Origin of the sequence: Aliiroseovarius sp. S2029 (assembly GCF_023195575.1) — a bacterium.
Taxonomy (GTDB): domain Bacteria; phylum Pseudomonadota; class Alphaproteobacteria; order Rhodobacterales; family Rhodobacteraceae; genus Aliiroseovarius; species Aliiroseovarius zhejiangensis.
Window position 1 is genome coordinate 281,887 of record NZ_JALPQE010000002.1, and the last position, 26,891, is coordinate 308,777.

At 59.9% G+C, this 26,891-nt stretch carries 30 protein-coding genes; 18 read left to right on the forward strand and 12 right to left on the reverse strand.

The annotated features are described in order from the left end of the window. Positions 1–11: 11 nt before the first annotated feature. Positions 12–776 carry a hydroxyacylglutathione hydrolase gene (gene gloB / locus MUY21_RS06025; protein ID WP_248409438.1) on the reverse strand — a complete coding sequence of 255 codons (765 nt, stop codon included), beginning with the start codon at positions 774–776 and terminating at the stop codon, positions 12–14. A gap of 77 nt (positions 777–853) precedes the next feature. On the opposite strand from gloB, the gene MUY21_RS06030 reads away from it, so the two are divergent. The 9 genes from MUY21_RS06030 (at position 854) to MUY21_RS06070 (ending at position 9,371) form a co-directional block, all read left to right on the forward strand. Beyond that, positions 854–1,498, forward strand: a complete 645-nt coding sequence (locus MUY21_RS06030) for a DUF938 domain-containing protein (protein WP_248409439.1) — start codon at positions 854–856, stop codon at positions 1,496–1,498. Between the two features lie 97 nt (positions 1,499–1,595). After that, positions 1,596–2,372, forward strand: a complete 777-nt coding sequence (locus tag MUY21_RS06035; protein ID WP_248409440.1) for a methyltransferase domain-containing protein — start codon at positions 1,596–1,598, stop codon at positions 2,370–2,372. A gap of 365 nt (positions 2,373–2,737) precedes the next feature. Continuing rightward, positions 2,738–3,304, forward strand: coding sequence for a F0F1 ATP synthase subunit delta (locus tag MUY21_RS06040; protein WP_248409441.1), 567 nt, complete (start codon positions 2,738–2,740; stop codon positions 3,302–3,304). Further along, positions 3,304–4,842 carry a F0F1 ATP synthase subunit alpha gene (gene atpA, locus MUY21_RS06045; RefSeq protein WP_248409442.1) on the forward strand — a complete coding sequence of 513 codons (1,539 nt, stop codon included), beginning with the start codon at positions 3,304–3,306 and terminating at the stop codon, positions 4,840–4,842. Before MUY21_RS06040 ends, atpA begins: the two co-directional genes overlap by 1 nt. Before the next feature lie 15 nt (positions 4,843–4,857). Beyond that, positions 4,858–5,736 carry a F0F1 ATP synthase subunit gamma gene (locus MUY21_RS06050; RefSeq protein WP_248409443.1) on the forward strand — a complete coding sequence of 293 codons (879 nt, stop codon included), beginning with the start codon at positions 4,858–4,860 and terminating at the stop codon, positions 5,734–5,736. 18 nt (positions 5,737–5,754) lie between these two features. Then, positions 5,755–7,179: a F0F1 ATP synthase subunit beta gene (gene atpD, locus MUY21_RS06055; RefSeq protein WP_191286173.1), complete on the forward strand. Its 1,425-nt coding sequence runs from the start codon at positions 5,755–5,757 to the stop codon at positions 7,177–7,179. A gap of 56 nt (positions 7,180–7,235) precedes the next feature. Beyond that, entirely contained in the window at positions 7,236–7,646 is a 411-nt protein-coding gene (locus MUY21_RS06060) for a F0F1 ATP synthase subunit epsilon (RefSeq protein WP_191286174.1), read from the forward strand. Positions 7,647–7,739: 93 nt separating this feature from the next. Beyond that, on the forward strand, positions 7,740–8,954 hold the full coding sequence (locus tag MUY21_RS06065; protein WP_248409444.1) for a TCR/Tet family MFS transporter: 1,215 nt from the start codon (positions 7,740–7,742) through the stop codon (positions 8,952–8,954). A 69-nt stretch (positions 8,955–9,023) separates the two neighbouring features. Further along, entirely contained in the window at positions 9,024–9,371 is a 348-nt protein-coding gene (locus tag MUY21_RS06070) for an H-type lectin domain-containing protein (RefSeq protein WP_248409445.1), read from the forward strand. Between the two features lie 64 nt (positions 9,372–9,435). Here MUY21_RS06070 and MUY21_RS06075 read toward each other — a convergent pair whose 3' ends face one another. After that, positions 9,436–10,449 (reverse strand): ribose-phosphate pyrophosphokinase, encoded by a 1,014-nt coding sequence (locus MUY21_RS06075; RefSeq protein WP_248409446.1) that lies wholly within the window; start codon positions 10,447–10,449, stop codon positions 9,436–9,438. Positions 10,450–10,555: 106 nt separating this feature from the next. Here MUY21_RS06075 and MUY21_RS06080 point away from each other — a divergent pair, with 106 nt between their 5' ends. Both MUY21_RS06080 and MUY21_RS06085 read left to right on the forward strand, forming a co-directional pair. After that, positions 10,556–11,158, forward strand: a complete 603-nt coding sequence (locus MUY21_RS06080; RefSeq protein WP_248409447.1) for a 2-hydroxychromene-2-carboxylate isomerase — start codon at positions 10,556–10,558, stop codon at positions 11,156–11,158. Further along, positions 11,155–11,985 (forward strand): alpha/beta fold hydrolase, encoded by an 831-nt coding sequence (locus MUY21_RS06085; protein ID WP_248409448.1) that lies wholly within the window; start codon positions 11,155–11,157, stop codon positions 11,983–11,985. The genes MUY21_RS06080 and MUY21_RS06085 overlap by 4 nt, the downstream gene beginning before the upstream one ends. Here the strand turns inward: MUY21_RS06085 and MUY21_RS06090 are convergent. The 6 genes from MUY21_RS06090 to MUY21_RS06115 all read right to left on the reverse strand — a co-directional run bounded on the left by MUY21_RS06090 (position 11,982) and on the right by MUY21_RS06115 (position 16,312). Beyond that, positions 11,982–13,031 (reverse strand): beta-eliminating lyase-related protein, encoded by a 1,050-nt coding sequence (locus tag MUY21_RS06090; protein WP_248409449.1) that lies wholly within the window; start codon positions 13,029–13,031, stop codon positions 11,982–11,984. The two genes, MUY21_RS06085 and MUY21_RS06090, sit on opposite strands and share 4 nt — an antisense overlap. After that, a complete protein-coding gene (locus tag MUY21_RS06095; RefSeq protein WP_248409450.1) occupies positions 13,031–13,483 on the reverse strand; it encodes a YcgN family cysteine cluster protein in 453 nt (150 codons plus the stop codon). The genes MUY21_RS06090 and MUY21_RS06095 overlap by 1 nt, the downstream gene beginning before the upstream one ends. Then, positions 13,480–13,773, reverse strand: coding sequence for a Dabb family protein (locus tag MUY21_RS06100; RefSeq protein WP_248409451.1), 294 nt, complete (start codon positions 13,771–13,773; stop codon positions 13,480–13,482). Before MUY21_RS06100 ends, MUY21_RS06095 begins: the two co-directional genes overlap by 4 nt. Next, positions 13,770–14,720, reverse strand: coding sequence for a bifunctional riboflavin kinase/FAD synthetase (locus MUY21_RS06105; RefSeq protein WP_248409452.1), 951 nt, complete (start codon positions 14,718–14,720; stop codon positions 13,770–13,772). Before MUY21_RS06105 ends, MUY21_RS06100 begins: the two co-directional genes overlap by 4 nt. 77 nt (positions 14,721–14,797) lie before the next feature. Further along, positions 14,798–15,241: a MaoC family dehydratase gene (locus tag MUY21_RS06110; protein WP_191286184.1), complete on the reverse strand. Its 444-nt coding sequence runs from the start codon at positions 15,239–15,241 to the stop codon at positions 14,798–14,800. 198 nt (positions 15,242–15,439) lie between these two features. Continuing rightward, positions 15,440–16,312: a TIGR01459 family HAD-type hydrolase gene (locus tag MUY21_RS06115; RefSeq protein ID WP_248409453.1), complete on the reverse strand. Its 873-nt coding sequence runs from the start codon at positions 16,310–16,312 to the stop codon at positions 15,440–15,442. A 203-nt stretch (positions 16,313–16,515) separates the two neighbouring features. On the opposite strand from MUY21_RS06115, the gene MUY21_RS06120 reads away from it, so the two are divergent. Then, positions 16,516–16,899 (forward strand): Ltp family lipoprotein, encoded by a 384-nt coding sequence (locus MUY21_RS06120; protein WP_248409454.1) that lies wholly within the window; start codon positions 16,516–16,518, stop codon positions 16,897–16,899. Between the two features lie 93 nt (positions 16,900–16,992). Here the strand turns inward: MUY21_RS06120 and MUY21_RS06125 are convergent, their stop codons facing one another. Next, a complete protein-coding gene (locus tag MUY21_RS06125; RefSeq protein ID WP_248409455.1) occupies positions 16,993–17,913 on the reverse strand; it encodes a manganese-dependent inorganic pyrophosphatase in 921 nt (306 codons plus the stop codon). 107 nt (positions 17,914–18,020) lie between these two features. Continuing rightward, a complete protein-coding gene (locus tag MUY21_RS06130; RefSeq protein WP_248409456.1) occupies positions 18,021–18,548 on the reverse strand; it encodes a dihydrofolate reductase family protein in 528 nt (175 codons plus the stop codon). A 167-nt stretch (positions 18,549–18,715) separates the two neighbouring features. Here MUY21_RS06130 and MUY21_RS06135 point away from each other — a divergent pair, with 167 nt between their 5' ends. From MUY21_RS06135 to MUY21_RS06155, 5 genes are all read left to right on the forward strand, one after another. Next, entirely contained in the window at positions 18,716–19,369 is a 654-nt protein-coding gene (locus MUY21_RS06135; protein WP_248409457.1) for a DUF2161 family putative PD-(D/E)XK-type phosphodiesterase, read from the forward strand. Between the two features lie 80 nt (positions 19,370–19,449). Further along, entirely contained in the window at positions 19,450–20,583 is a 1,134-nt protein-coding gene (locus MUY21_RS06140) for a cytochrome c peroxidase (RefSeq protein WP_248409458.1), read from the forward strand. Positions 20,584–20,747: 164 nt separating this feature from the next. Next, positions 20,748–21,035, forward strand: coding sequence for a co-chaperone GroES (locus tag MUY21_RS06145; RefSeq protein ID WP_191286195.1), 288 nt, complete (start codon positions 20,748–20,750; stop codon positions 21,033–21,035). A 40-nt stretch (positions 21,036–21,075) separates the two neighbouring features. After that, positions 21,076–22,716, forward strand: coding sequence for a chaperonin GroEL (groL, locus tag MUY21_RS06150; protein ID WP_248409459.1), 1,641 nt, complete (start codon positions 21,076–21,078; stop codon positions 22,714–22,716). 245 nt (positions 22,717–22,961) lie between these two features. Continuing rightward, on the forward strand, positions 22,962–24,098 hold the full coding sequence (locus tag MUY21_RS06155; RefSeq protein WP_248409460.1) for a hypothetical protein: 1,137 nt from the start codon (positions 22,962–22,964) through the stop codon (positions 24,096–24,098). A 50-nt stretch (positions 24,099–24,148) separates the two neighbouring features. On the opposite strand, the gene MUY21_RS06160 is transcribed toward MUY21_RS06155, so the two are convergent. Continuing rightward, positions 24,149–24,604, reverse strand: a complete 456-nt coding sequence (locus MUY21_RS06160; RefSeq protein ID WP_248409461.1) for an NUDIX hydrolase — start codon at positions 24,602–24,604, stop codon at positions 24,149–24,151. 84 nt (positions 24,605–24,688) lie between these two features. On the opposite strand from MUY21_RS06160, the gene MUY21_RS06165 reads away from it, so the two are divergent. Further along, positions 24,689–25,459: an alpha/beta fold hydrolase gene (locus tag MUY21_RS06165; protein WP_248409462.1), complete on the forward strand. Its 771-nt coding sequence runs from the start codon at positions 24,689–24,691 to the stop codon at positions 25,457–25,459. 13 nt (positions 25,460–25,472) lie between these two features. Here MUY21_RS06165 and hemN read toward each other — a convergent pair whose 3' ends face one another. After that, on the reverse strand, positions 25,473–26,828 hold the full coding sequence (gene hemN, locus MUY21_RS06170; RefSeq protein WP_248409463.1) for an oxygen-independent coproporphyrinogen III oxidase: 1,356 nt from the start codon (positions 26,826–26,828) through the stop codon (positions 25,473–25,475). Positions 26,829–26,891 lie beyond the last annotated feature (63 nt).

The window sequence follows — 26,891 nt, forward strand, 5'->3', positions numbered from 1 at the left end:
GTTTTTGGGGGTCAGAAACTGTCTTTGCGGCGCCGGATTTCGGCGAAGACCTCGGCGTCTGGGGCGGCATCCATATGTAGGGCGGCTTTGACCTCTGACAAGTGGGCACGCAAAAACGGGTTGGTTTCCAACTCGTCGGACAGGCGTGAGGGCACCGTGGGCTGGTTCTTCTTTCGCAAGGCGGCGATGGTCTCGGTCCGCTGTTGCAGCACCTTGTTTTCGGGTTCGATCGTGGCTGCGAATGCAGCATTTGCGGCGGTGTATTCATGACCGGAACATACCAGCGTGTCGGGCGGCAGTGCCGCAAGGCGCGACAGGCTGTCCCACATCTGTACAGCACTGCCTTCGAAAAGGCGCCCGCATCCAAGGGCCATCAGGCTGTCACCGGTAAACACGCATCCCGCGTCCGGGACGTAAAAGGCGATGTGCCCCACCGTATGGCCCGAGACATCCATCACATGCACGTCGTGCCCGGCGAACTGAAACTGATCGCCGTCGCCATAACTGCGATCCAGATCAGGCAGGCGGTGCGCGTCGGCCCTGGCCCCGAGCACCTTGGCGCCTGTGGCTTCTACCAATGCGCCAACCCCCTCCACATGGTCCCAGTGGTGGTGGGTCAACCAAATCTCGGACAAGCCCCACCCTCGTGCTGAAAGCTCGGTGCTGACCGGGGCTTCTTCGGGTGCGTCGATGAGTGCTGTCGCCCCGGTTGCGTCGTCATGAAGCAAAAAGGCGTAGTTGTCGGACAGGCAGGGGATCGTGACCAGCGTAAGCATGTGTTTCTCCTGTATGTATCTCTGGACTTGCCGAAAGGCCGGTATGGTTCAATACTACCTCTATACTGGGGGCTGAAATGGCTGGTGAAAAGCCGAATTACATCGCGGATGTGCGCAAGGACGGACGGTTGTCCGCGCCATCTGCCGCGCGCAACATGGACCCGATCCTGTCGGCCATCGCACCATATGTGCCCACCGGCGGCGTGGCGTTGGAGATCGCGTCCGGCACGGGCGAACATGCCGTCGCGTTTGCCGGGGCGTTTCCCGACACGGTCTGGCAACCCACCGACATAGATGCCGCCCGCCTGATCAGCATTGATGCCTGGCGCGCCCGGAAGGGCATGATGAATATGCGGGTGGCGCAGCGCCTGGATGCGACCGCCCCCAGCTGGCGCACCGGCCCATTCGACCTGGCGGTTACCGTCAACCTGATGCATCTGATCGACCAGACGGCGGCGCAAGCGGTGGTCAGGGGCGTCGCGCGCAACCTTCTGCCCGGAGGTCATTGGTTTCTGTACGGCCCCTTTCGCAGTCAGGGTCTGTTTCGCTCCGACAGCGACCTGTCGTTTCATACCGCCCTGACCGAAGATGACCCGGCCATCGGCTACAAGGATATCGAAGCGGTCGAGGCCTGGGCGCAGGATGCCGGTCTGACCCGCGCGGCGTTGATCGAGATGCCGGCGAACAACCTGGTGCTGGTGATGCGCCAATCGGACCGATAGCCAATCTTTTTCGCGCGCCATGCCGGTGATGCATTTCAATTTGTCCATGATCCGTTAATCTTGACATCGCAGGAACGGGCAGGTGTGAAACAGCGTCATGCATCTTGATGTGCAGGATCTTCGCAATTTCTATTACCGCAGCATGTTGGGGCGCGCGGCGCAGAAGGCCATTCGTGACAAGGTGACCACGATGTGGCCCGCTGCGAAGGCCAAGGGGCAGACCGTGGCCGGATTCGGCTTTGCGGTGCCCTTGATGCGCCCCTATCTGTCCACGGCACGTCGGGTCATGGGGTTGATGCCCGCGCCGCAGGGCGTGATGCCGTGGCCCGCGGGCATGCAGAATGTCTCGGTCCTTGTCGAAGATACGATGTGGCCACTGGACACAGGCGTGGTCGACAGGCTGGTGGTGATGCACGGTCTGGAAACCACGGAAACCCCCAGCAATCTGCTGGACGAAGCCTATCGCGTGCTGGGCCCGGGGGGGCGGGCCTTGTTCATCACGCCGAACCGCGCGGGGCTTTGGGCAAGATCGGATGCCACGCCGTTCGGCTTTGGCCGCCCCTATTCGCTGAGCCAGCTCGAGGCACAGTTGGAAGAGCACGGGTTTCGCGTCGAACGCCACCTGTCAGCACTTTATCAGCCACCTTCATCAAGACGCTTCTGGCTGAAAACTGGAAACTTCTGGGAACGGGTGGGGCTGCAATTGCCATTGGTCGTGGCAGGCGGTGTCCTGATGGTCGAGGTCTCGAAACAGATCCCCGCCCCGAAGCGTCCGGGGCTGGCGCAGGCGGTGAAACGCCCGCTGAAAGTGCTGGAAGGGCTGGGAGTGCCCGAACCCAGCGCCTCGCGGGCGACCGGGCGCAAGCTGCGCTAGGTCTTTCGCCTTGGCAGAATCAATCGGTTTGATGGCGGTTTTGGCGCGGGAAACCACCCAAAGGGCAAGGACAGTCGCGCAATCGCCCTTCGCGGTATACAAATGTATCCAGAATTTATGTCGTGGCGGACACACCAGGCGCAGCCATTTTTCCCTTAGGGAAAAGGGTCTGGCTGAAATTAGGTCGCCGGATTGATGGAAAGGGGTGAATATGTTGGCGTTAAACCCCTGTAAGCCTGTTGCGAGGTGCGCATATCCCTGCTACATGCTGCGACGATTTAGATGACACGCTTGAATTGCGGCATCTGTAGGCCGCCCCGATCTGCTGACCGGCAGATCACAATGGGGCTAAAGACATCGGAAGGGTGGACGTGTCCGAACCAGTCGCGATCTCAACCGGCATTGCCCAGCGTTATGCCACTGCCGTCTTTGACCTGGCCAAGGAAGGCAAGAACCTGAAAGCAGTCGAGGCGGATGTTGCCGCACTTGAAGCTGCTCTCGCCGATAGCGAAGATCTTCGCAACCTGATCAACTCCCCGATTTACAGCCGGGACGAACAGGGCGCCTCGATCACTGCCGTCGCCAAGAAAATGAAACTTTCGTCAACGGTTGCGAACACGCTGGGGCTGATGGCCCAGAAACGGCGTTTGTTCGTGTTGCCTCAGTTCGTGGCCGCCCTGCGTGCCCTGATTGCCGAGGACAAGGGCGAGGTGACGGCCCAAGTGACCGCCGCCAAATCCATGACGAAGGCGCAACAAGACAAACTTGCCAAGGCTTTGAAAGCCACCATCGGCAAGGATGTGAACATCAACCTGGCCGTCGATGAATCCCTCATCGGTGGCCTTGTCGTCCAAGTGGGCTCGCGCATGATTGACACGTCGATCCGCGCGAAGCTCAACGCACTTCAGAATTCCATGAAAGAGGTCGGATAATGGGTATCCAAGCAGCAGAGATTTCTGCGATCCTGAAGGACCAGATCAAGAACTTTGGCCAAGACGCTGAAGTGGCCGAAGTTGGCCGCGTGCTTTCCGTCGGTGACGGTATTGCCCGTGTCTACGGTCTTGATAAAGTCCAGGCTGGTGAAATGGTCGAATTCCCCGGTGGTATCCGCGGGATGGCCCTGAACCTTGAAGCCGACAACGTGGGTGTTGTTATCTTCGGGTCGGACCGCGACATTAAAGAAGGCGATACCGTCAAGCGCACGAACTCGATCGTGGACGTGCCAATCGGTGACGAGCTTCTGGGTCGTGTTGTCGATGGTCTGGGCAACCCGATCGACGGCAAAGGTCCGATCAACGCCAAGAAACGCGGCGTGGCCGATGTGAAAGCACCGGGCATCATCCCGCGTAAATCGGTGCACGAACCGATGGCAACCGGCCTGAAATCGGTTGACGCGATGATCCCGATTGGCCGTGGTCAGCGCGAATTGATCATTGGTGACCGCCAAACCGGTAAAACCGCCGTGGCCCTGGACGCCATTCTGAACCAGAAGTCGTACAACGACGCTGCTGGCGACGACGAAAGCAAGAAGCTCTATTGCGTTTACGTGGCTGTTGGGCAGAAACGGTCCACCGTTGCCCAGCTGGTGAAGAAACTGGAAGAAAGCGGCGCGATTGACTATTCGATCGTCGTGGCTGCAACCGCATCCGACCCGGCCCCCATGCAGTTCCTGGCCCCCTATGCCGCGACCGCGATGGCCGAGCATTTCCGTGACAATGGCCGCCACGCGCTGATCATCTATGATGACCTGTCGAAACAGGCTGTGTCCTATCGTCAGATGTCGCTGCTGCTGCGTCGCCCGCCGGGCCGCGAAGCCTATCCGGGTGACGTTTTCTATCTTCACTCGCGCCTGCTGGAGCGTTCGGCCAAGCTGAACGAAGACTACGGCGCAGGTTCGCTGACGGCTCTGCCGGTCATCGAAACCCAGGGTGGCGACGTGTCGGCATTTATTCCGACCAACGTGATCTCAATCACCGACGGTCAGATCTTCCTGGAAACCGAGCTATTCTATCAGGGTATCCGCCCGGCTGTGAACACAGGTCTGTCGGTGTCGCGTGTCGGCTCGTCGGCCCAGACCAAGGCGATGTCCTCGGTCGCCGGTCCGGTGAAACTGTCGCTGGCTCAGTACCGCGAGATGGCCGCGTTCGCGCAGTTCGGGTCCGACCTTGATGCCGCAACCCAGCAGCTTCTGAACCGTGGTGCACGTCTGACCGAGCTGATGAAACAGCCGCAGTATTCGCCGCTGACCAACGCTGAAATCGTGTGCGTGATTTATGCAGGCACCAACGGTTATCTGGACAAGATCGCCGTCAGCGAAGTGGGTCGCTTCGAGGCTGGCCTGCTGAACCACCTGCGTCAGAACCACGCGGACCTTCTGGCTGACATCACCAACAATGACCGCAAGGTCAAAGGTGAGCTTGAGGACAAAGTCAAAGCTGCGCTGGACGCCTTCGCCGCTGACTTCGCTTGAGGGGGGCATTGAACGATGGCCAACCTTAAGGATCTCAGAAACCGGATCGCGAATGTCAAAAACACTCGCAAGATCACGAAGGCCATGCAGATGGTGGCCGCCGCGAAACTGCGGCGGGCACAGGAAGCTGCCGAGGCCGGGCGGCCCTATGCAGAGCGGTTCAACGCCGTTCTGGGTGGGTTGGCTGCTGCATCGACCGGTGGGGACAGTGCGCCCAAGCTGCTGGCGGGTTCGGGCTCCGATCAGGTCCACCTGCTGGTGGTCATGACTGCGGAACGCGGGCTGTGCGGTGGCTTCAACTCGTCAATCGTGAAACTGGCGCGGGCCAAGGCAGAGGATCTGCTGGCATCCGGCAAGACGGTGAAAATCCTGACTGTCGGCAAGAAGGGCCGTGAACAGTTGAAACGTGAATATGCCGATCACATGATCGGCCACGTCGATCTGTCGGGCGTGCGCAATGTCGCATATGACAACGCGCAGGACATTGCCCACGACCTGATTCATCGCTTCAACGAAGGTGAATACGATGTGGCGACGATCTTCTACAACACGTTCGAAAGCGTGATCACGCAGGTTCCGACCGCGAAACAGGTCATCCCGGCCAGTTTCGACGCGCCGGAAGAGGGGGCGACGGCCTCGACGGTTTACGACTATGAGCCGTCGGAAGAAGGCATCCTGAAAACGCTGCTGCCGTCAGGTGTGGCCACTCAGGTCTTCTCGGCCCTTCTGGAAAATGCCGCGTCCGAGCAAGGCGCGCGTATGGCGGCCATGGACAACGCAACCCGCAACGCTGGCGAGATGATCGAGAAACTGACCATTCAGTACAACCGCTCGCGTCAGGCTGTGATCACCAACGAGCTTATCGAAATTATTTCGGGCGCCGAGGCGCTCTAAGAAACCGGAGAAACAACAATGGCTAACGCTAAAGGTAAGATCACGCAGGTGATTGGCGCCGTTGTGGACGTTCAGTTCGAGGATGACCTGCCGGCCATTCTGAACGCCCTGACCACGGACAACAACGGCAACAACCTGGTTCTGGAAGTGGCACAGCACCTTGGTGAAAACACCGTGCGCTGTATCGCTATGGACGCTACCGAAGGTCTGGTGCGTGGACAGGACGTGACAGACACCGGCGCGCCGATTTCGGTGCCGGTCGGCAACGCGACCCTGGGCCGTATCCTGAACGTCATCGGCGAACCGGTTGACGAAAAAGGCCCGGTTAAGTCGAAAGAAACCCGCGCCATCCACGGTGACGCGCCCGAGTTCGACGAACAGTCGACTGAAACCGAGATCCTGACCACCGGCATCAAGGTCATCGACCTGCTGGCCCCCTATACCAAGGGTGGTAAGATTGGCCTGTTTGGCGGCGCCGGTGTGGGCAAAACCGTTCTGATCATGGAACTGATCAACAACATCGCAAAGGTGCACTCGGGTGTGTCCGTGTTCGCGGGTGTTGGTGAACGGACCCGTGAAGGCAACGACCTGTATCACGAGATGATTGAATCGGGCGTTATCGTTCCCGACGATCTGGAGAAATCCAAGATTGCGCTGGTCTACGGCCAGATGAACGAACCTCCCGGTGCGCGTATGCGTGTGGCCCTGTCAGGTCTGACCCTGGCGGAACAGTTCCGTGACGACACCGGTTCGGACGTGCTGTTCTTCGTCGACAATATCTTCCGCTTTACCCAAGCTGGTTCGGAAGTTTCGGCCCTTCTTGGCCGTATTCCTTCGGCGGTTGGTTATCAGCCGACGCTGGCCACCGACATGGGCGCGATGCAGGAACGTATTTCGTCGACCAAATCGGGGTCCATTACCTCCGTGCAGGCCGTGTATGTGCCCGCGGATGACTTGACCGACCCCGCGCCTGCAACCTCGTTTGCCCACCTTGACGCGACGACCGTTCTGGACCGTGCGATCTCGGAAAAGGGTATCTACCCGGCCGTGGACCCGCTTGGGTCGACCTCGCGCCTGCTGGACCCGCTGATCATCGGGGAAGAGCACTACAAGGTTGCGACCGACGTGCAGCAGGTGCTTCAGCGCTACAAGTCGCTGCAAGACATCATCGCCATTCTGGGCATGGACGAACTGTCGGAAGAAGACAAACTGACCGTCGCCCGCGCGCGTAAGATTGAACGCTTCCTATCGCAGCCTTTCGACGTGGCAAAAGTGTTCACCGGCTCGGACGGTGTGCAGGTGCCGCTGGAGGAAACGATCGCATCGTTCAAGGCCGTTGTGGCTGGTGAGTACGATCACCTGCCGGAAGGTGCCTTCTATATGGTGGGTGGCATCGACGAAGTGATTGCCAAAGCCGAAAAAATGGCAGCAGACGCTGCCTGATTGGGAACGTGAAGGGGCAGGGCGACCTGCCCCATCTTCCCGAAAGGAGATCCTGAATGGCTGATACGATGCAATTTGACCTGGTGTCGCCCGAACGCAGCCTGGCCTCGCTTCAGGCAACGGCGGTTCAACTGCCGGGGACGGATGGCGATATGACGGCCATGGCGAACCATGCGCCGACCATCACGACGCTGCGCCCCGGTATCGTTCGCGTCGAAGCGCCGGAAGGTAACGCCGAATTCGCCGTGACCGGGGGCTTTGCAGAAGTGACCGCCACGGGCACGTCGGTTCTGGCTGAACGCGCCGTGCCGGTGTCGGAAATGACGCAAGAGATCCTGGATGCCTTCGTCTCGGACGCCGCCGCAGCGTCAGAAAACGCAACGGCCGAAAACCTGGACGAGTTGGCCAAGCGCACGGTGGATATCGCCGCAATGGCTGATGCATTGGGGCTGACCGTCAAGGCCTGATCGCCCGACCAACCAGTGTTCCAAGAGCCCCGCCCGGACCGGCGGGGCTTTTTGCATTTGCGCGCGACGCTGGAAGGCGTCAGAGATACGCGCATGACCGAAGCCCGCCCGACACCCAACCGCACCGCCATCTGGTTCATCCTGGCGACGATCCTGCTGGACGCAGTGGGGATCGGCATCGTGTTTCCGATCATGCCGGACCTGATGCTGCGGGTTGGGGCCGACAGCACCGCTGACGGTGCGTTCTGGGGCGGGATCCTGATGGCGTCCTATGCGGCGATGCAGTTTCTGTTCGCGCCGATCATCGGCGGCATTTCCGACAGCCTGGGACGTCGCCCCGTGCTCTTGCTGGCGCTTGTTGCGTTGACGGTCGACTATGTGGTCATGGCGCTGGCGACGACCTTCTGGTGGCTGCTGGCCGGGCGCATTCTGGCGGGGATCGCCGGGGCGACCTATATCACTGCGACAGCTTATCTGGCCGACATCTCGCGGCCCGAGGACCGGGCTGCCAATTTCGGCCTGATCGGGGCGACCTTCGGGATCGGCTTCGTGATGGGACCGGCCATCGGCGGGTTTGTCGCCAGCTTCCACCTGACGGCCCCGTTCTGGCTGGCGGCGGTGTTTGCCGGGCTGAACGTGGCACTGGGCCTGTTCGTCCTGCCCGAAAGCCTGCCCCCCGAGAAACGGCGCGCGTTTCGGCGGCGCGACCTGAACCCGTTCGGCTCGATCCTGGATGCGTTCAAACTGCCGGGGCTGGGCCTGCCCCTTGTGCTGATCTTCCTGTTCGAGTTTGCCAATATGGTCTATCCGACGCTCTGGGCTTTCTGGACACGCGAGATGTTCGGATGGAGCACCGCGCTGATCGGCCTGACGCTGGCCGCTTATGGCATTGCGGTGGCGTTCACCCAGGGCGTTGTGATGCGCCTGATCATCCCGCGTTTGGGCGAGTTTCGGACGCTGATCTTCGCCATCATCTGCGCCATCCTTGCCTTCGCGATTTTCGGCATCACGGGCAGCGCCTATGTCATGTTCGCCGCCATCCTGATTGCCGCGCTGGCCGATATGGCGCCGCCCACCATGACCGCGATGATGGCCAACATGGTTGATGAGGACCGTCAAGGGCTGCTGCAAGGCGTGATTGCCAGCTTGGGCTCGATCGCGGCTGTGATCGGGCCGATGCTGGTCACATGGATCTTTCAGGTTTTTGCGGATGCAGAGGGGGCGATCTATCTGCCCGGCGCGCCATTTCTGTTTTCCGGCGCGTTGGTGGTTGTCCTGTTTCCCTTTTTCCTGCGTCTTGGTCGGTAGCCACCGCTTGTCACCCGGCCGCGTTTGGGGTCTGCTGTCGAGACGAAGATATGCACGAGGCCGGCAAATATGCGCAGGATCCGAACTCACAAGGTCGGGGTGGACCAAGGCAGCACGATCCTGTTCTCGGATTTTGAACATGATGGGGTCATGTGGACGGGCAGCGGCCCCCGGAAACTGACGACCCGCATCGAGTTTTCAGAAAGCTATCTGACCCCGCCTTCGGTGCATGTCAGCGTGTCGATGTGGGATCTGGACAAGCGCACCAATGCACGGGCCGACATATCGGCTGAGAACGTGACAGAGGACGGGTTCCAGATCGTATTCCGCACCTGGGGCGATACACGCGTCGCACGGCTGCGCGTGGACTGGACGGCGATCGGCGAAGTCAGCAGCGAAGACGACTGGGAAGTCTGATCGACCCCGAGGCCATCAAAAAAGGCCCCGGAGGGCCTTTGATGTCGTTGAGTGTCGAAGGGGATCAGGAATACATCCCTTCATACAGCGGCTCCAGCGTGTCGTGATCGAACAGCGATGACACCGAGGTACCCCCCCAAATGTTCAGGATCGCCTGCGCAAACATCGGTGCAGTGGGCACAATGCGAATGTTGGGTGCGTTTTTCACCGGATCAGTTGGTTGGATCGAATCGGTGATGACAAGCGACTTCATGACCGAGTTCGATACCCGCTCGACCGCCGGGCCGGACATGACACCGTGGGTAATGTAGGCATGAACCTCTTGCGCGCCGTTCTCCATCAGGACCTCAGCCGCCTTGCACAACGTTCCAGCCGTGTCGCAAATGTCGTCGATGATAATGCAGCGTTTGCCTTCGACGTTGCCGATCACGGTCATTTCGGCGATCTCCCCCGCTTTTTCGCGGCGCTTGTCGACGATGGCCAGCGGAGCATTGATGCGTTTGGCCAGTTCGCGCGCGCGGGCCACGCCGCCTACGTCGGGCGAAATGACCATCACTTCATCCAGGCAATCTTTGAAGTGGTGTTTGACGTCCAGCGCGAAAATCGGGCTGGCATAGAGGTTGTCCACCGGAATGTCGAAGAACCCCTGAATCTGGGCGGCGTGCAGGTCCATGGTCAACACCCGCTCGATCCCCGACTGGGCGATCAGGTTGGCGACCAATTTGGCTGAAATTGGCGTGCGCGCCTTGGTGCGGCGATCCTGCCGTGCATAGCCGAAATAGGGGATCACGGCGGTGACCCGTGACGCAGACGACCGGCGCAGCGTATCCGAGATGATCAGAAGCTCCATCAGGTTGTCGTTGGCGGGACTTGAGGTGGGCTGGATGATGAACATATCCTCGCCGCGCACATTCTCGTAAATCTCGACAAAGACTTCCTGATCGTTGAAGCGTTCAACACGCGCATCGACCAGCCCGACCGAGGATCCGCGGTGCATCGACATGCGCTTGGCGACAGCCTGGGCAAGCGGGCGATTGGCATTGCCCGAGATAAGTTTCGGTTCAGTGGTGGATGGCATGGCAGCAGTTCCCGGCGTGGTCTGTGTGACAGAATCGTGACGTTGACACCCCTTAGCATCGGGATAGATTCCTTGGAACAGCAATGGGGCAACAGGGGCCGGAAAAATGACGCAGATCGACTATTATTTCACGGTATTGTCGCCCTGGGCCTATCTGGCCGGATCGCGGCTTGAGGACATGGCCGCACGGCATGGCGCAGGTGTCACCTACAAACCGCTGGATATCGGGCAGCTTTTCATGCGCACCGGCGGGACGCCTCCCAAGGACCGTCACCCGTCGCGGATGGACTATCGGATGCAGGAGTTGAAACGGTGGTCCAAGGCGCTGGACATGCCGATGAACCACACACCCGCCCACTGGCCCACCAACGGTGCCCCCGCGTCCTATGCGATCATCGCGGCGCAGTCTGCGGGCGGCGGGGATCTGGGTGCGCTGGTGCATGGCATCATGCGCGCCTGCTGGGCGGAAGAAAAGGACATCGCGCAGGACGAGGTGATCAAGGCCTGCCTGTCGGATGCGGGCTTTGATCCCGGCCTTGCCGATCGCGGTCTTCTGGCCGGGGCCGAGGCCTATGCGCGCAATCTGGAAGACGCGGTCAGCGCGGGTGTTTTCGGCTCTCCCTTCTACGTATGCGATGATGGCGAGAAGTTCTGGGGTCAGGATCGTCTTGATGCATTGGACAGGCATCTGGGTGATAAGAACGGATGACCCTTCAGACGCTTGCCGGGCACCAGACCTATTGGCATCGGTCAGGAAACGGGTCGCGTTCTGCGCTGATGATCCATTGCTCGCTGGCGCATTCCGGCGCTTGGCGGGGTGTTGAACGACAGCTTGCCGATCTGCTGACCATGGTGGCGCTTGATCTGCCCGGCCATGGCCGCAGCGCGGATTGGGACGGTGTCGGGGATTTTCAGGACACGGCAGTAAAAATCGCCGAAGCCTTGTGGGATCAGGAATGTCGCGGCCCGATTGACCTGATCGGGCACAGTTTCGGGGGCACCATCGCGCTTAGATTGGCGCAGCGCCGCCCGGATCTGGTGCGTAGCCTGACCTTGTTCGAGCCTGTCGTGTTTGCCGCCGCGCGCGGCAGCAAAGCCTTTGCCGACAATCTGGACGTGATGAATGGCCCCTTTGCTGCGGCCCTGGACGCGGGCGACCGGATGAAGGCCGCGCATATATTCAACACCATGTGGGGGCGTGATGCGGCATGGCAGGCGTTGCCCATTTCTCAGCGCGAGGATATGGCAAAACGCATACATCTGATCCCGGCAGCAAACGCGGTTATTTATGATGATGTTCACGGCCAAGTCGCGCCGGGCGCGTTGGAGCGGTTGGGCATGCCGGTTCTGTTGATAGAGGGCGCGCGGTCTCCCGCGTTGGTCGGCGCGGTGCATGATGTGCTGGAGGCCCGTCTGCCGGATGTTCGGCGTCACGTGATTGACGGGGCAGGGCACATGGCCCCGATCACTCATGCGGGCGAAGTTGCGGGCTTGATGTCAGCCTTCTTGCGCGAAACCGAAAGATTGGCGGGCTAATCCCGGACCAGATCGACAAACCTGTCGATATTCTCGTCGCTCATCGACCAATCCGTCACCATACGCGCGGTCAGCACCTCGTCCGGATCAGCGCCATCCAACGCCCCCTCCCAGATGTAATAGGCCGCCCCGGCATCATGCAGACGCTGATGTCCCGCGCGGGTCCATCCGGCAAAGCTCATGTTGGCCTCCGGCTCATGCAGGAAGTTCACGCCCTCGATCTGTTTCAACCCACGCACCAACCGCGCGTTGGCCGCGTTGGCCCGGCGGGCGAGGTCGCACCAGAGGTCATCTGTCAGATAGGCCAGCATTTGCGCGGACAGGTAACGATGCTTGGAAAACAGATGCGCCCCGCGTTTGCGCCGAAGCTCGAACTCCCACGCGTGCTTCGGGTCAAAAAAGATTACCGCTTCGACCCCCATGCAACCGTTCTTGGTGCCACCGAAACTGACCGCGTCGATCCCGGCTTTCCATGTCATCTCGGCCGGGGTGCAGCCAAGGGCCACCAGCGCATTTGCAAAACGCGCGCCGTCCAGATGGGTGGGCAGGTTGAAAGACTTGGCCAGGTCGCACAGTGCGGTCAGTTCGGCGACGGAATAGACCGTGCCGCGTTCAGTCACATTGGTGATCGACACCGGGCCACGTTGCGGGCCGTGAACCCCCCGGCTTTCCTCGGCCTCGATGGCACGGCGCAGGGCTGCCGGGGTCATCTTGGCGTGATCTGACGGGACAAGCGTCAGCTTGGCGCCGCCTGTATAGAATTCCGGCGCGTTGCACTCATCTTCCTGGATGTGCGCCTGAGTCGCGCAAAAAATGGTGTCCCACGGCTGCGACAGGGTGGCCAAGCTGATCGAGTTTGCCGCCGTGCCAGTCGCCACCAGATAAACCGCGGCGTCGGGTGCTTCGAAAATATCGCGGATGCGGGTGCGAACCTCGTCCATCATGGCGTCGGCCCCATAGGGCATCGCATAGCCGTCATTGGCGCTGGTCAACGCCTCCATCACCTTGGGATGGGCCGGGCCGGTATTGTCTGAGGTAAAAAACATCAATGCGGCTCCTCGATCAGGTGATCTTCCCATTCCTCTTCGGGTACTTCAAATTCCGGCACCGTCCAGCCCTGCACGCTGCGCCCGGCGGTGTGCACGCTGTCGGGATCACCTGAAATCAACGGATGCCAGTCATAAAGCGGCTTGCCTTCGTGACGCAGGCGATAGGCGCAGGAGGCCGGCATGAAATACGCCGTTTCGGCAATGTTATCAGGCGTCAGAACGATGCATTCCGGCACGAATTGCAGTCGGATGTCATATTGTGAACAGCGGCAGGTCTCACCGTCCAACAGGCGACAGGCCACCCGAGTGAACACGATTTCACCCGTATCAGCATCTTCCAGCTTGTTCAGACAGCACTTGCCGCAACCATCGCACAGGGCCTCCCATTCAGAGGGGGTCAGGCGATCAAGCGGCAGCTCCCAAAAGGTCTTGCGCAGGCTCTGGGTCATCCGTCCGCCATGAAATCTGCGGCCACCCGCAACTCGCGCAGGGGGCGCACCCTTGCGATGGATTGCTGATAGAGCGGATGCGCCTTGTAGGCGGCGAGCTGGGCTTCGTCCTTGAATTCTCCGTACACGACCACATCGGGCGAAGGGCCGGGAATTGGGTCGGTCGCGAGGTTCTCGGCCACTTCCAGGCGCAGGCAATGCGGAATGTCCTTCAACAGCTCAAGCCCTTCGCGAATTGTGTCGCGATCCTCGGCACGTTTGGCGGTGAAGAATACGATATGGCGGATCATCCTGCGGCCTCCAACCTCGCCAGAATTTTGCGTGCGCGGGCGCAATCGGCATCCATTTGCGCGATCAAGGCATCGACCCCGGCAAACACTTGCTCCGGTCGCAGATACTCAATCAGCGCGACCGAGATCTGCTCGCCGTAAATGTCGCCCTTGAAATCGAAGATGAAGCTCTCAAGGTTCGGGCGGTTTTCGCCGAACATGGGACGCGTGCCCATGGACGCGGCGCCACCATAGCTGCCCTTGTGCGGCCCGGTCAGAATGTCGACCTCGACAACATAGACGCCGAATTTGGGGGGGTGTAGCCCGGCGATTGACATATTCGCGGTCGGGTAGCCCAGATCACGCCCGCGCTGGTCGCCGCGAGTAACCTCGCCTTCGATTCGGTGCCAATGGCCCAACATGCGCGCGGCGTCACGCGGGCGGCCTTCGCTCAGCGCGTCGCGGATGGCGGTCGAACTCACTTCGCCCACTTCGTCGGACATCAGCGGGGCGATGGTCACGCCGAAACCCATCTGCCGACCCAGTGCGGCAATGTCATCGGCCTTGCCCGCGCGGCCCTTGCCGAAATGGAAATCCGCACCGATGACCACGTGGTTCAGGCCCAGCCCGTCGACAATCACGCGCCGGGCGAATGCCTCGGGGGTCAGGGCGGACAGGGTGTCGTTGAAGCTTAGCTCGTACAGTCGCTCCACGCCCAGCTTCTCCAGCCTGTGCGCGCGGGCGTCTGCGCTCATCAATCGAAAGGGGGGGCTTTTCGGGGCGAAGTACTGGCGGGGATGCGGCTCGAACGTCATGACGCCCAGCGGGGTCTGGCTGGCCTTGGCCTGCGCACGGGCGATGTCGATCACGTATTGGTGGCCAAGGTGGACGCCATCGAAATTTCCGATCGCGGCCGAGGCGCCGCGATCTGCTTTGTCGACAAACTGATAGTCCCGTACGATCCGCATGTGCTGGCATTATCGCCCCAAGCGATGGGGTGCAAGTCCGGCAGGGCTGGGTTGTCAGATTTCCTGTGAACCTGGGATCAGTCGAACTTGGCCGAGGGGGCCAGAACCTTGGCTTCACCCTTCAGAACGGGTTTGCCGTCCACCAAGCATTCGGTTTTCAGCGTGACGCGCCGCTTGGCGTGGTCGATGTCCAGAACGGTGACTTCGGCCCGCACCGTGTCGCCGGGGCGAACGGGGGCCAGGAAGGTCAGGCTTTGCCCCATATAGATGGTGCCATGGCCCGGAAGCTGTTCGCCAATCACGGCCGAGATCAGACCCGCCGTCAGCATCCCGTGGGCGATACGGCCTTCGAAGATCGTGTCATTGGCATATTCATCGTCCAGATGCACCGGGTTCCGGTCGGTCGAGATTTCGGCGAACATCTCGATATCCCGGTCAGTCACTTCCTTCGTGACATGCCGCGACATGCCGATTTCCAGCTCTTCAATGCAGATCGTGCCGCGCGGGAAATTGTCCAACATCTGGATCCTCCGGTTACAAAAAGACCAATAGCCTTCTGAATTGGCAATAATATTACTTTGCAACTGCAGAAAAGCAAGGGAAAACATCGGTTGGATGGATCATAGAGCGATGGCTGGACGTATGACGCACGGCCATCGCGGTGTGGCGACGCCCCCCCCCTGACCTGCCTGTTTTTCAAGGCTGAACGGCTGTGAAGCCTAACGCAGATAGCCGATCGCGTATGTGGGTGTGATCATCTCGGCCGCGACAAACCGTTCCAATGCTTCTGCATCCGGCTGTTTGCCGGTGCGGGTTTCTTCCCGCGCCAGACCGCCTGTGATGAACAGAGAATCAATGTCTTCGCCCTGCGCGCCCTTGATGTCGGTGCGGATCCCATCGCCAATCGCCAGGATCCGGGCGTTGTCCACCGACCGCCCTTCCGCAATCATACGCCGCCGCGCCAGGTCATAGATCGGGGGGTGGGGCTTGCCGAAATACAGGCTTTCGCCGCCCATCTCGGTGTAAAGCTGGGCCACGGCGCCCGCGCACCATTCCCGCTGTTCGCCGCGATCCACCACAATATCGGGGTTCGCACAAAGCAGTTTCAACCCGTTCTGCTTGGCCAGCAGCAACTGGGGGCGCAGCGTGTCGGGGTGAGCGTGCGGGTCGAGCGGGCCGCAGCAGACGATACCATCGGCATGTTCCAACGCGACTTCTTCGATCGCGACCGGATCATCAATGATCGCCATCGGGTCAAAGAAGGACCGATCATGCGCCTCGCCCATGAACCAGACCTTGCTGCCCACAGCGCCGGTAAACATCGCCGCCCGCGCGCTGTCGCCCGAAGTTGCAATCGTGTCCCAACAATCGCGCGGCACGCCGATCTGGTCCAACTGGCCTTCGACCGAGGTGCGGTGACGCGGGGCGTTGGTGACAAGAACGACGAACCCGCCATTCGCGCGAACCTTGCGTAATGCCTCGACCGCATCCGGGTAAGGATGCACCCCGTCATGAACACAGCCCCAGAGATCGACGAAATAGGCGTCGTAGGTGCTGGAAATCTCGCTGAGGCTTTCGATGATGCGGGTCATGGTGGGGCTCCTTGGTTAAGGAAGATATGGCAGTGGGGGAGCGGGGTGGCTAGGGGGGTATAGATGAAGTGTTGTTGCTGCGCGGGGATACCAGTGGGAATGGCGGATCCAAGTCCTTGGAAACTTGATAAACCAATTCGTTTGGATAAGCCTGAAAACCACTATAGGTTGTTTCTTGATTCGATATGAGGACAGATGATCTGATGAGAAGACTAATTAAATTTTCGACACTGTCGATGATATTGCTTTTCCCTACTTTGGCACATGGCCAAACCTTGACTGGGCCGCAAAAGAACGCTGTCCGATCAGCAAAGAGCTATTTGAGCTTTCAGGGCTTTTCGCGAGAAGGACTAATTGAGCAATTGTCGTCAGATTACGGAGAAGGCTATGAGGTCAAAGACGCAACTATTGCAGCTGATAGCCTTTCGATCAATTGGGACGATCAGGCTGTAAGGGTCGCAAAAAGTTATCTGAGCTTTCAGGGATTTTCGTGTAGAGGCCTTATCCAGCAACTGTCTTCTGACGCGGGGGAAAAATTCACCGAAAGCCAAGCAAAGCACGGTGCTCAAAAAGCCGGAGCGTGCTAAGTGCAAAGCAGACGCCTCGTAGCGGTATGATTGTTCTAAGATCACAGGCCCGCAATTGATGCGGACCTGTTTTTTTGTCATAGGCGTTTAAACCTACACAGCCAGGTTCGGAATAATCTGCTTCTTCCGGCTCATCACACCCGGCAGCACCACTACGTCACCATCCACCTTCGCGCCGAAGCTCTTTTCGGCCACGGTTTTGACCAGATCATTGGGGACCAGCAGGGTGGCTTCTTCTTTCAGGATGTCCACGACGAACAGCAGAACCTGATCGACACCGTCCTCGGCCTCGACGGTTTTGAAAGTCTCCATCAGGCTATCCTTGCGGCCCAGCGGGATCTCGGGCGCGGTGGTTTCCAGAACCGACACGCGGAATTTCTTGCCGGCGACTTCGTATTCCTTTGAATCCATGCGGATCAGTTCCGCGTCCGAGAAGGCGGATACATCCGATTTGGCAGCGAACATTTCGGCGGCATAGTCGGACACGTTCACGCCCAGATCAGCGGCCAGCGCGGCCACGACGTCGCGGTCGCGATCGGTGGTGGTGGGCGAGCGGAACTCCAGCGTGTCTGACAGGATGCAGGTCAGCGCGGCACCTTTGATGTTCTCGGGCATTTTGGCAGCGTCGTCGCCCATCAGATCGTACATGATGGTCGCGGTGCAGGCCTGCGGGCGGATGGTGATGTCGATCGGGCCTTTGGTTTCCAGACCGCCGACCAGCTTGTGGTGGTCGATGATCGCCTGCACGTCTGCGCCGTTGATGTTGGCGGGCAGCTCGGCAGGGTTGTTGGTGTCGACGACGACGCAAGGCTGGTCGTCAGCCACATCCTCGATGATCTCGGGCATGTCAAAGCCCCAGCGCTTCAGCATGAAGGCGGCTTCGGTGTTGGGTTGACCCAGCAGCACGGGCTTGGCGTCCACGCCCTTCACTTCGTTCAGATACCACGCCCAGATCAGGGGCGAGCCGGTCGAGTCAGTGTCAGGGGATTTGTGGCCGAAAACGAGGGTTGTCATCTTGGTATATCCGTCTTGATAGGGTTATGAAATTTGCCAGCCTTATAGGGCGCGCGCCCGCCTTTGTCACGCGCTGCGTTGCAGCATGGGGGCGGGCGCGGCTTTGCCTAACGCGTGAGTTCCAGCAAGGTGACGCCGTTGGCATAAGGGGTCACCGATCTGCGTTGCCATTGGGTCGTCAGTTGCCCGCCTGCAAACAACGGAACGCCTGCGCCCAACGTCAACGGCGCCAGTTTCAGGATCAGCCGGTCGATCAGACCTTGCTCCAGAACCCAACCCGCAAACTGACCACCCCCGCACAGATAAACCGGTGCCCCGTCTGCGGCGCGCAGTTTGTCCAGATACGCCCGCCAGTCAGACCGCACAATTGTTACGTCAGCATCGTCGGGCAGGCTGAGGGTGGTCGAGAAGATATGATGATCCATGTGGGGATAGGCACGTGCCCCGGGTTCAAGACCGAAGCCGTACCCGTATTCGTAGGTGTGCCGGCCCATGATCACGGTGCCATATCTGGCCAACCTGTCAAAATAAGGAGCGATGTGGTCGCCTTCGCCGGGGAAAGCCGAGGCATCTCCGCCGGGGCCAGCAATAAAGCCGTCAAGGCTGACGGCGGCGTCATAAATGATTTCACGCATGGGATATCCTGTCATGTGAATGTAAACCAACCCCGATTGGGGCATTCTTGTCTGGGGCTTACTTGATCACTGGCAGGGCACTCCTTTTGCAGACTGCCAGTGTAGCGGAATACAGGCTTTGCGTAAATGGCTTGGCGCTTCGGCGGCGCTGGCGCTAGAAAGGGCGCATGTCGAAACCGTCCGAGACCGACCTTTATGCCCCCGTGAAATCCTGGCTGGAACAGGCGGGGTATGAGGTGAAAGCGGAAGTCGGCCCTGCCGATGTGGTTGCAATTTGCGCGGGTCAGCCGCCGTTGATCGTGGAGCTGAAGGCGGGGTTTTCCCTGACCTTGTTGCAGCAGGCCGTTGCACGTCAGGCGATCAGCGATCTGGTTTACGTGGCGGTGCCGCGTTGGTCGGGCAAATCCGGTTGGCGGGCTTTCAAGGGCAATGTGGGCCTGTGCAAGCGGCTTGGCGTGGGGGTGCTGTCGGTGCGTCTGAAGGATGGGTTCGTGCAGGTCCACACAGATCCCGGCCCGTTTCAGCCGCGCAAATCCAAGGTGAAATCGGCGCGGCTCTTGTCCGAGTTTACTCGCCGCGATGGCGACCCAAATACCGGTGGCACGAATGGCAAGGTTGTGACGGCCTATCGGCAGGACGCCGAGAGACTTGCGGCCTGCCTGGCGAAAGAGGGGCCGATGAAAGGCGCAGCACTTGCCAAAGTCACGGGCGTAAAGACCGCGACGCGGATGATGGCGATCAATCATTATGGCTGGTTCGAGCGGGTGGAACGCGGCGTCTATGGCCTGACACCCGAGGGACGGTCGGCTTTGAAAGATTAATCCGACTTTTTTGATCGGGATCAATTCCCTTTGTCGCGGTTCTCGGTTAACAGCGGGTGAGATTGATCAGGAGCTTTCCCATGCGTGTGTGTCTTGCCTCGGTACTGGTGGTTGGTCTGGCCTCTCCCGTTGCTGCGTTCGACAGCCTCGAGGAACTGGGCGAGGCGCTGTTTTTTGACGTGAACCTATCCAAGAACCGCACACAATCCTGCGCAACCTGCCACGACCCGGAAAATGGTTTTGTTGATCCGCGTGAAACAGATGTCGGGCGGGCGGTGTCGCTGGGCGATGATGGGATCAGCTTGGGCGACCGCACCGCACCCACGGCGGCTTATGCGAAGTTCACGCCGGATTTCGAACAGTTGGACAAGAAGGCATGGCGCGGCGGGATGTTCTGGGACGGTCGCGCCGCCGGGCTGGCAGGGCAGGCGGGTGGGCCGCCCCTGAACCCGATTGAAATGGGAATGCCGGACGAAGCGTCGGTTGTCGCGCGACTGGCGGAAAACAACGACTATGTCGCGTCGTTCAAGGCGCTGTTCGGTGACGCGATCTGGGACGATGACGCTGCCGCCTATGATGCGATGACGCAGGCGATCGCCGCGTTCGAAAGCACCGATCTGTTTTCGCCCTTCGACAGTAAATATGACCGTTTCCTGCGCGGCGAGGTGAAGCTGACGGACGAGGAAGAACTGGGCCGCGTGCTGTTCTTCTCGGAACAATTCACCAATTGCAACCTGTGTCACCAACTGCGCCCGTCGCCCATCGCCAAGGACGAGACCTTTACCAACTACGAATACCACAACATCGGAACGCCGGTGAATGAAACGGTGCGCGCCGCCAACGGGGTCAAGGGTCCGGATCTTGGCCTGCTGGCAAATCCGGATATTGACACCGCCGATGCGGGCGGACGCTACAAGGTCCCGACTTTGCGAAATGTGGCCGTGACCGGACCTTACATGCATAACGGGGTGTTCAAAGACCTGCGCACCGTCGTGTTGTTTTACAACAAATACAACACTCTGGACAAAGATCGGCAGATCAATCCCGAAACAGGCAAGCCCTGGGCCATGCCGGAAATCCCGCAAAACCTGGCGGTGACGGAGTTGATCCACGGGCCCGCACTGGATGACAAGCGCATCGACGCTCTGGTCGCATTCATGAAGACGCTGACCGATGCGCGGTATGAGCATTTGCTGGAAGATCAAGCCAATTGAAGCAGGCCAACTGGTTGCCCGGGATGGCGGGTTGTGCCATGTCGGTCCAGAATTCCGTTCCGATCGCTTGACACCCTGCAAATGACTCCCTAACTCTGCGCCGTTAGCACTCGCACCCGGTGAGTGCTAAGAGAACTGAAACTGAGCTTAGGGAGTCTCAGCAAATGGCATTTACACCACTGCATGACCGTGTGTTGGTCCGCCGCGTCGAAAGCGACGAGAAAACAGCAGGCGGCCTGATCATTCCGGAAAGCGCCAAGGAAAAACCGGCCGAAGGTCTGGTTGTTGCCGTGGGCGCCGGTGCGAAAGACGACGACGGTGATCGTATCGCCATGGACGTCAAAGAAGGCGACAAGATCCTTTTCGGCAAATGGTCCGGCACAGAAGTCACCATCGACGGTGAAGAGCTGCTGATCATGAAAGAATCCGACATCATGGGCATCATTGCCTGATCGTCTGACCGATTTACACGAATTTTCAGGAGTAAGCTAAATGGCTGCTAAGGACGTAAAGTTCGAAACCGAAGCCCGCAATGCAATGCTGCGTGGCGTCAATATCCTTGCCGATGCTGTCAAAGTGACCCTTGGCCCGAAAGGCCGCAACGTGGTGCTGGACAAGTCGTTCGGCGCCCCGCGCATCACCAAAGACGGTGTGACGGTCGCCAAGGAAATCGAACTGGAAGACAAGTTCGAAAACATGGGCGCGCAGATGGTGAAAGAAGTCGCCAGCCGCACCAATGACGAAGCCGGCGACGGCACCACCACGGCCACCGTTCTGACCCAGGCGATTGTGCGCGAAGGTCTGAAACAGGTTGCTGCCGGTCTGAACCCGATGGACCTGAAGCGCGGGATCGACCTGGCTGTGTCCAAAGTTGTCGCTAGCCTGAAAGACATGGCGCGCGAAGTGAAGGACTCGGACGAGGTTGCGCAGGTTGGCACCATCTCGGCCAACGGCGAAGCTGAAATCGGCCGCCAGATCGCAGACGCGATGCAGAAAGTTGGCAACGAAGGCGTTATCACGGTCGAGGAAAACAAAGGCCTTGAGACCGAAACCACCGTTGTCGAAGGCATGCAGTTCGACCGTGGCTATCTGTCGCCCTATTTCGTGACCAACCCCGACAAGATGGTTGCCGAGTTGGACGATTGCCTTGTTCTTCTGCACGAAAAGAAACTGTCGTCGCTGCAACCGATGGTTCCGCTTCTGGAATCGGTCATTCAGTCGCAAAAGCCGCTGCTTATCATTGCCGAGGACGTTGAAGGCGAAGCGCTTGCAACTCTGGTTGTCAACAAGCTGCGCGGCGGTCTGAAAATCGCTGCCGTCAAGGCGCCGGGCTTCGGCGATCGCCGCAAGGCCATGCTGCAGGACATTGCGATCCTGACCGGTGGTCAGGTGATTTCGGAAGATCTGGGCATGAAGCTGGAAAGCGTGACCATGGACATGCTGGGGTCGGCCAAGAAAATCCAGATCACCAAAGACGAAACCACCATCGTTGACGGTGCTGGCGAAAAAGCCGAGATCGAAGCCCGTGTGGCCCAGATCCGCACGCAAGCCGAGGAAACCACTTCGGACTATGACCGCGAGAAGCTGCAAGAGCGCGTTGCCAAACTGGCAGGTGGAGTTGCCGTGATCCGCGTGGGCGGCATGACCGAGGTTGAGGTGAAAGAGCGTAAAGACCGTGTGGATGATGCCCTGAACGCAACCCGCGCTGCGGTGCAGGAAGGCGTGATCGTTGGCGGTGGTGTTGCGTTGGTCCAGGCCAGCAAAGGTCTTGCCGGTCTCGAAGGTGAAAACGCCGACCAGAACGCAGGCATCAACATCGTGCGCAAGGCGCTGGAAGCACCGCTGCGTCAGATCGCTGAAAACGCGGGTGTCGACGGTGCCGTGGTTGCAGGCAAAGTACGCGAAAGCGACGATGTGACCTTCGGCTTCAACGCCCAGACCGAAGAATATGGCGACATGTTCAAGTTCGGTGTGATCGACCCGGCCAAAGTCACCCGCACCGCATTGGAAGATGCCGGTTCGGTTGCTGGTCTTCTGATCACCACCGAAGCCATGGTGGCCGACAAGCCGCAGAAAGACGCCCCTGCTGGCGGCGGCATGCCCGACATGGGCGGCATGGGCGGCATGATGTAAATCGAATTCCGTCAGGAATTCGATTGCGACAGGCGATTGGCCGTCAGGCCAATCTGCCGAGAGCTGCCCGGCGACAAGTGATTGGCCGTCAGGCCAATCTGCCGAGAGCAAAGGCAAAATATCTGAAGGGCGTTCGGTTCGGGCGCCCTTTTTCTTTGTGGTGGAAATTTCATCCACCCCCTTACAAAAAGTTGTGACACCGTTTATGTTAATGAGTGTAACATAACCCTTTGGCGGAGGCTGCCATGCTTCGATCCCTTATTCTGCTTTGCGTCACGCTTCTGGCGGTGCCAGCCACCGCGCAAGAGGTCTATCGCTTTGGAGATGATGCCTATATGGCCGGCGACAATGTGACCCTGACGGGTGATGCGGTGGATGATGCATTCATTGCGGGCAACACGGTTGTGCTGTCGGCTTCGGTCAATGGCAGCGCCCATGCCGGTGGCCGCTCGGTGTCCATATCTGGTCCGGTGGGCAAAAGCCTCTATGCGGCCGGATTGAACGTCAATATGTCCGGTGGAGTCGGCGATGATGCGCATCTGATAGGCGATACGGTCCTTGTAAACAACGACGTGGGCGGCGACCTGCGTGCCGCTGCCCAACGGATCGAGATCAACGGCGCCGTTGGTGACAGCGCACTGGTGGCTGCCGAAAACATCCTGCTGACCGGTGCGATTGCAGGCGATGCCAGCTTCTCGGTGGATAACCTCAGCTTCGGGGATGACGCCCGGATCGAGGGGACGTTGTACCTTTATGCCGAGGATCCAAACGATATCGACATTCCCGACAGCGTTGTGCCCCAGGACCGGATCTCGCGCCACAACATTGACGACTTCGACGCCTCCGCCGATCCTGAAGGGGGCGCGACGCTTGACCGTTCCGGCCCGGGCGTTGGCGCATGGCTGGTCGGGACGATCACGTCGATCCTGATCCTGACCGCGATTGCCACCCTGATTTCAGCACTTGCCCCCTCCTTCCTTCTGGCGCTGCGCCTGCGCACGCTGGAAACCCCGGCGCGCGCCCTTTGGATGGGCTTTCTGACCATCTCGGCACTGGCCGGGTCGTTGTTCCTGTTTGCGCTGACCGGGTTCGGCATTCTGCTGATCCCCGTATCCATCGTGCTGGCCGTGCTTCTGGGCATCGCGGGATATGTGATCGGCACCTATATTCTTGGCGTCGGCTTACTGGGTGCCACCAATCGCCCGCTGCCGGAAACCCTCAGCGAACGCGCGATTGCCGCACTGGTGGGCGCGGTGGCAATCACGGTGTTGGCGATGATCCCGTTCATCGGATGGGTCGCCACATTGGCGATTGCAATCGCCGGGGCCGGGGCGCTGGTCATCCGCTGGTTCGCGCCGGGGTTCTATACCGAGGTGCGCTGACCCGAACCGCGGAACCGCAAAGCCCCCGACAGATCGTGCGGGGGCTTTGCCTATTTGACGATGGTTTCCAGCGCGTCATAGGTCGGGGCGTTTTGGTTGTTTCGCCACGCCAGGTCCGGCAATGACAGAGGGCGAAAGTGCAAGTCTGCGATGTCTTGCTGCTTGACCCAGCGCCGATCTGTCACGATTGTTTCCGGGTCTTGCCACGCGGGATCCAGCTGTCCGCGCAGCAGATCACAGCGAAAAATGATCTCGACCTGGTGGAAACCGGTGTCGGGGTCATGAAATTCGTCCACCAGGGCCGGGGCACCGACTGCAATGGTCAGGCCAGTCTCTTCGTGCACCTCACGGATCAGGTTGTCCGGCAGGCTCGCCCCCGGTTCGACCCCGCCACCGGGCAGGCACAGCAGGTCGGACAGGCCGCCGCCATAGGCATTGACCATCAACAGGCGGTTGTTGTGCAGGATCAGGCCGCGCACCGCCAGCCGGGGTGTTTTGAATGTCATCGACATGCGCCAAGATTTGCTTATCGGCGTGTCAGGGGCAAGCTGCCTCTCGCATCTGGTGGGCGGGATGCGTATCTATCCCATATGATCAGAGTGTTGACCCTTGCCCTTGGCGTCCTGACTGCCCTTGACGCACCCGCGCGCGCGGATTGCGTGATCCTGTTGCACGGGCTTGCCCGCACGCCATCCTCGCTCTGGGTGATGGAAGAAAGCCTGCGTGCCACGGGATATGACGTGGTGAATATGGGCTATCCGTCGACCAAGGCCCCGATTGGTGTGCTGGTCGAAGCCGCGATCCCGCCTGCCCTGACCGCCTGCGGCGATCAGAAAGTGCATTTCGTCACCCATTCCATGGGCGGCATTCTGGCGCGGGTCTGGCTTCAGGATCATCAACCGAAGAATATGGGGCGCGTGGTGATGATGGCTCCGCCCAACAAAGGCTCGCAACTGGTGGATGCGTTTGGTGATCTTGAGCCGTTCGAATGGCTGAACGGCCCTGCCGGGCTGCAACTGGGAACAGATGAGGATTCGGTTCCGAACCAGGCAGGGCGGGCCGCGTTTGAACTGGGGGTGATCGCAGGCAACCGATCGCTCAACCCGATTTATTCAGCCGTGATCGAAGGCGAGGATGATGGCAAGGTCGCGGTGGACAACACCCGCATTGCCGGCATGAACGACCACATCGTCCTGCCCGTGACGCACACATTCATGATGGTGAACCCGCTGGTCATCGCGCAGGTCACGGAATTCTTGCAAAACGGCAAGTTCGATCACGATCTGACACTGGCGAAAGTGCTGGACGACATCGCGACCGAAGCAGGGTATCGCAACCGCTTCCTGCGCCGCGACCGCTAGCGCGTAGGCGGGATCACACCGCCTGGCTGTGGCCGCTTTCGTTCATCTCGTAATCATCGAAATGCCGCGCGATCATGCGGGCAACTGGTCGGGCCGAGGGCCGAATGGTCAACACGGTGCCGTCAAGATCGGTGGTATCTGGCATCGCTGCGTCCAGCCCGACCACCATCGCCAGAAAGTCGTCGACCGGGCGTGCGAACTCCTCGGCCAGCTTGGCGAAATCGACGCGGAAATAGCACAGAAGTTCTTCGATCACGCGGCCTCGGGCAAGGTCTTCGTCGCTGAAGACGTGACCCTTGGCCCCTGCCAGCCGACCATCGCGCACCGCAGCCTGGTATTTCGACGTGGCCGGTTCGTTCTGCGCATAGCCTTGCGGGTAGCGGGCGATCGAACTGGCGCCAACGCCGATCATCACCTTCGAAGCGTCTTCGGTATACCCCTGGAAATTCCGCTTCATCGTGCCGGATTTGTGGGCTTTGGCCAGACCGTCCGAGGGCAGGGCGAAATGGTCGATGCCGATTTCGTCATAACCTGCGGCGATGAACAGATCACGCGCGGTGTTGTAAAGGTCCAGCCGTTCCTCGGCCGAGGGCAGCGCCTCGGTCGGGATCAGGGTCTGGCGGCGCGCCACCCATGGCACATGGGCATAACCAAACAGCGCCACCCGGTCCGGGCCAAGGCTGATCAGCTTTTCGACCGAATCGGTGATTCGCGCCGTGTTCTGGTGCGGAAGGCCGTAAAGGATGTCCATGTTCAGGCTGTTGATGCCGCGCGCGCGCAAACCATCCACGGCCTGTTTGGTGATCTCGTAGCTTTGCGGGCGACCGATGACCTCTTGAATCATCGGGTCGAAATCCTGCACCCCAATGGACGCGCGGTTCATCCCCGCCGCCGCAAGCGCATCCAGCCTTGCATCGTCAATCTCGGACGGGTCGATCTCGACCGAGAATTGCGCATCGGGCGCCAGTGGCGTGGTGGAGAGAATCGCTTCGGTCAGATCAGCGATCATCTCGGGCTGCAGCAGGGTCGGTGTCCCGCCACCCCAATGCAGGTGTTCCAGCTTGATCCCCTCGGCCAGCAGGGTTTTGATCGTCGAAAGCTCTTGTTTCAGGCTGTTCACATAGGCCGCGACGGGTTCTGCGGTGGATGTGCCCTGGGTGCGGCAGGCGCAGAACCAGCATAACCGGCGACAGAACGGTATATGCACGTATAGCGATACTGCATCATCCGCCGGGATCGCGCTGATCCAGTCGGACAGGTTGGCGGACCCGACGCCAGCCTTGAAATGCGGGGCGGTCGGATAGCTGGTATAGCGGGGCACGCGCGCGTCAAAAAGACCGAGGCGTTTGAGTTGCGAAGTGGTCTGCATTCGCATAGGTTTGGCGGACAAACGCGCGCTCAACTTTGATCAGGATCAAACAAGATACGTCTC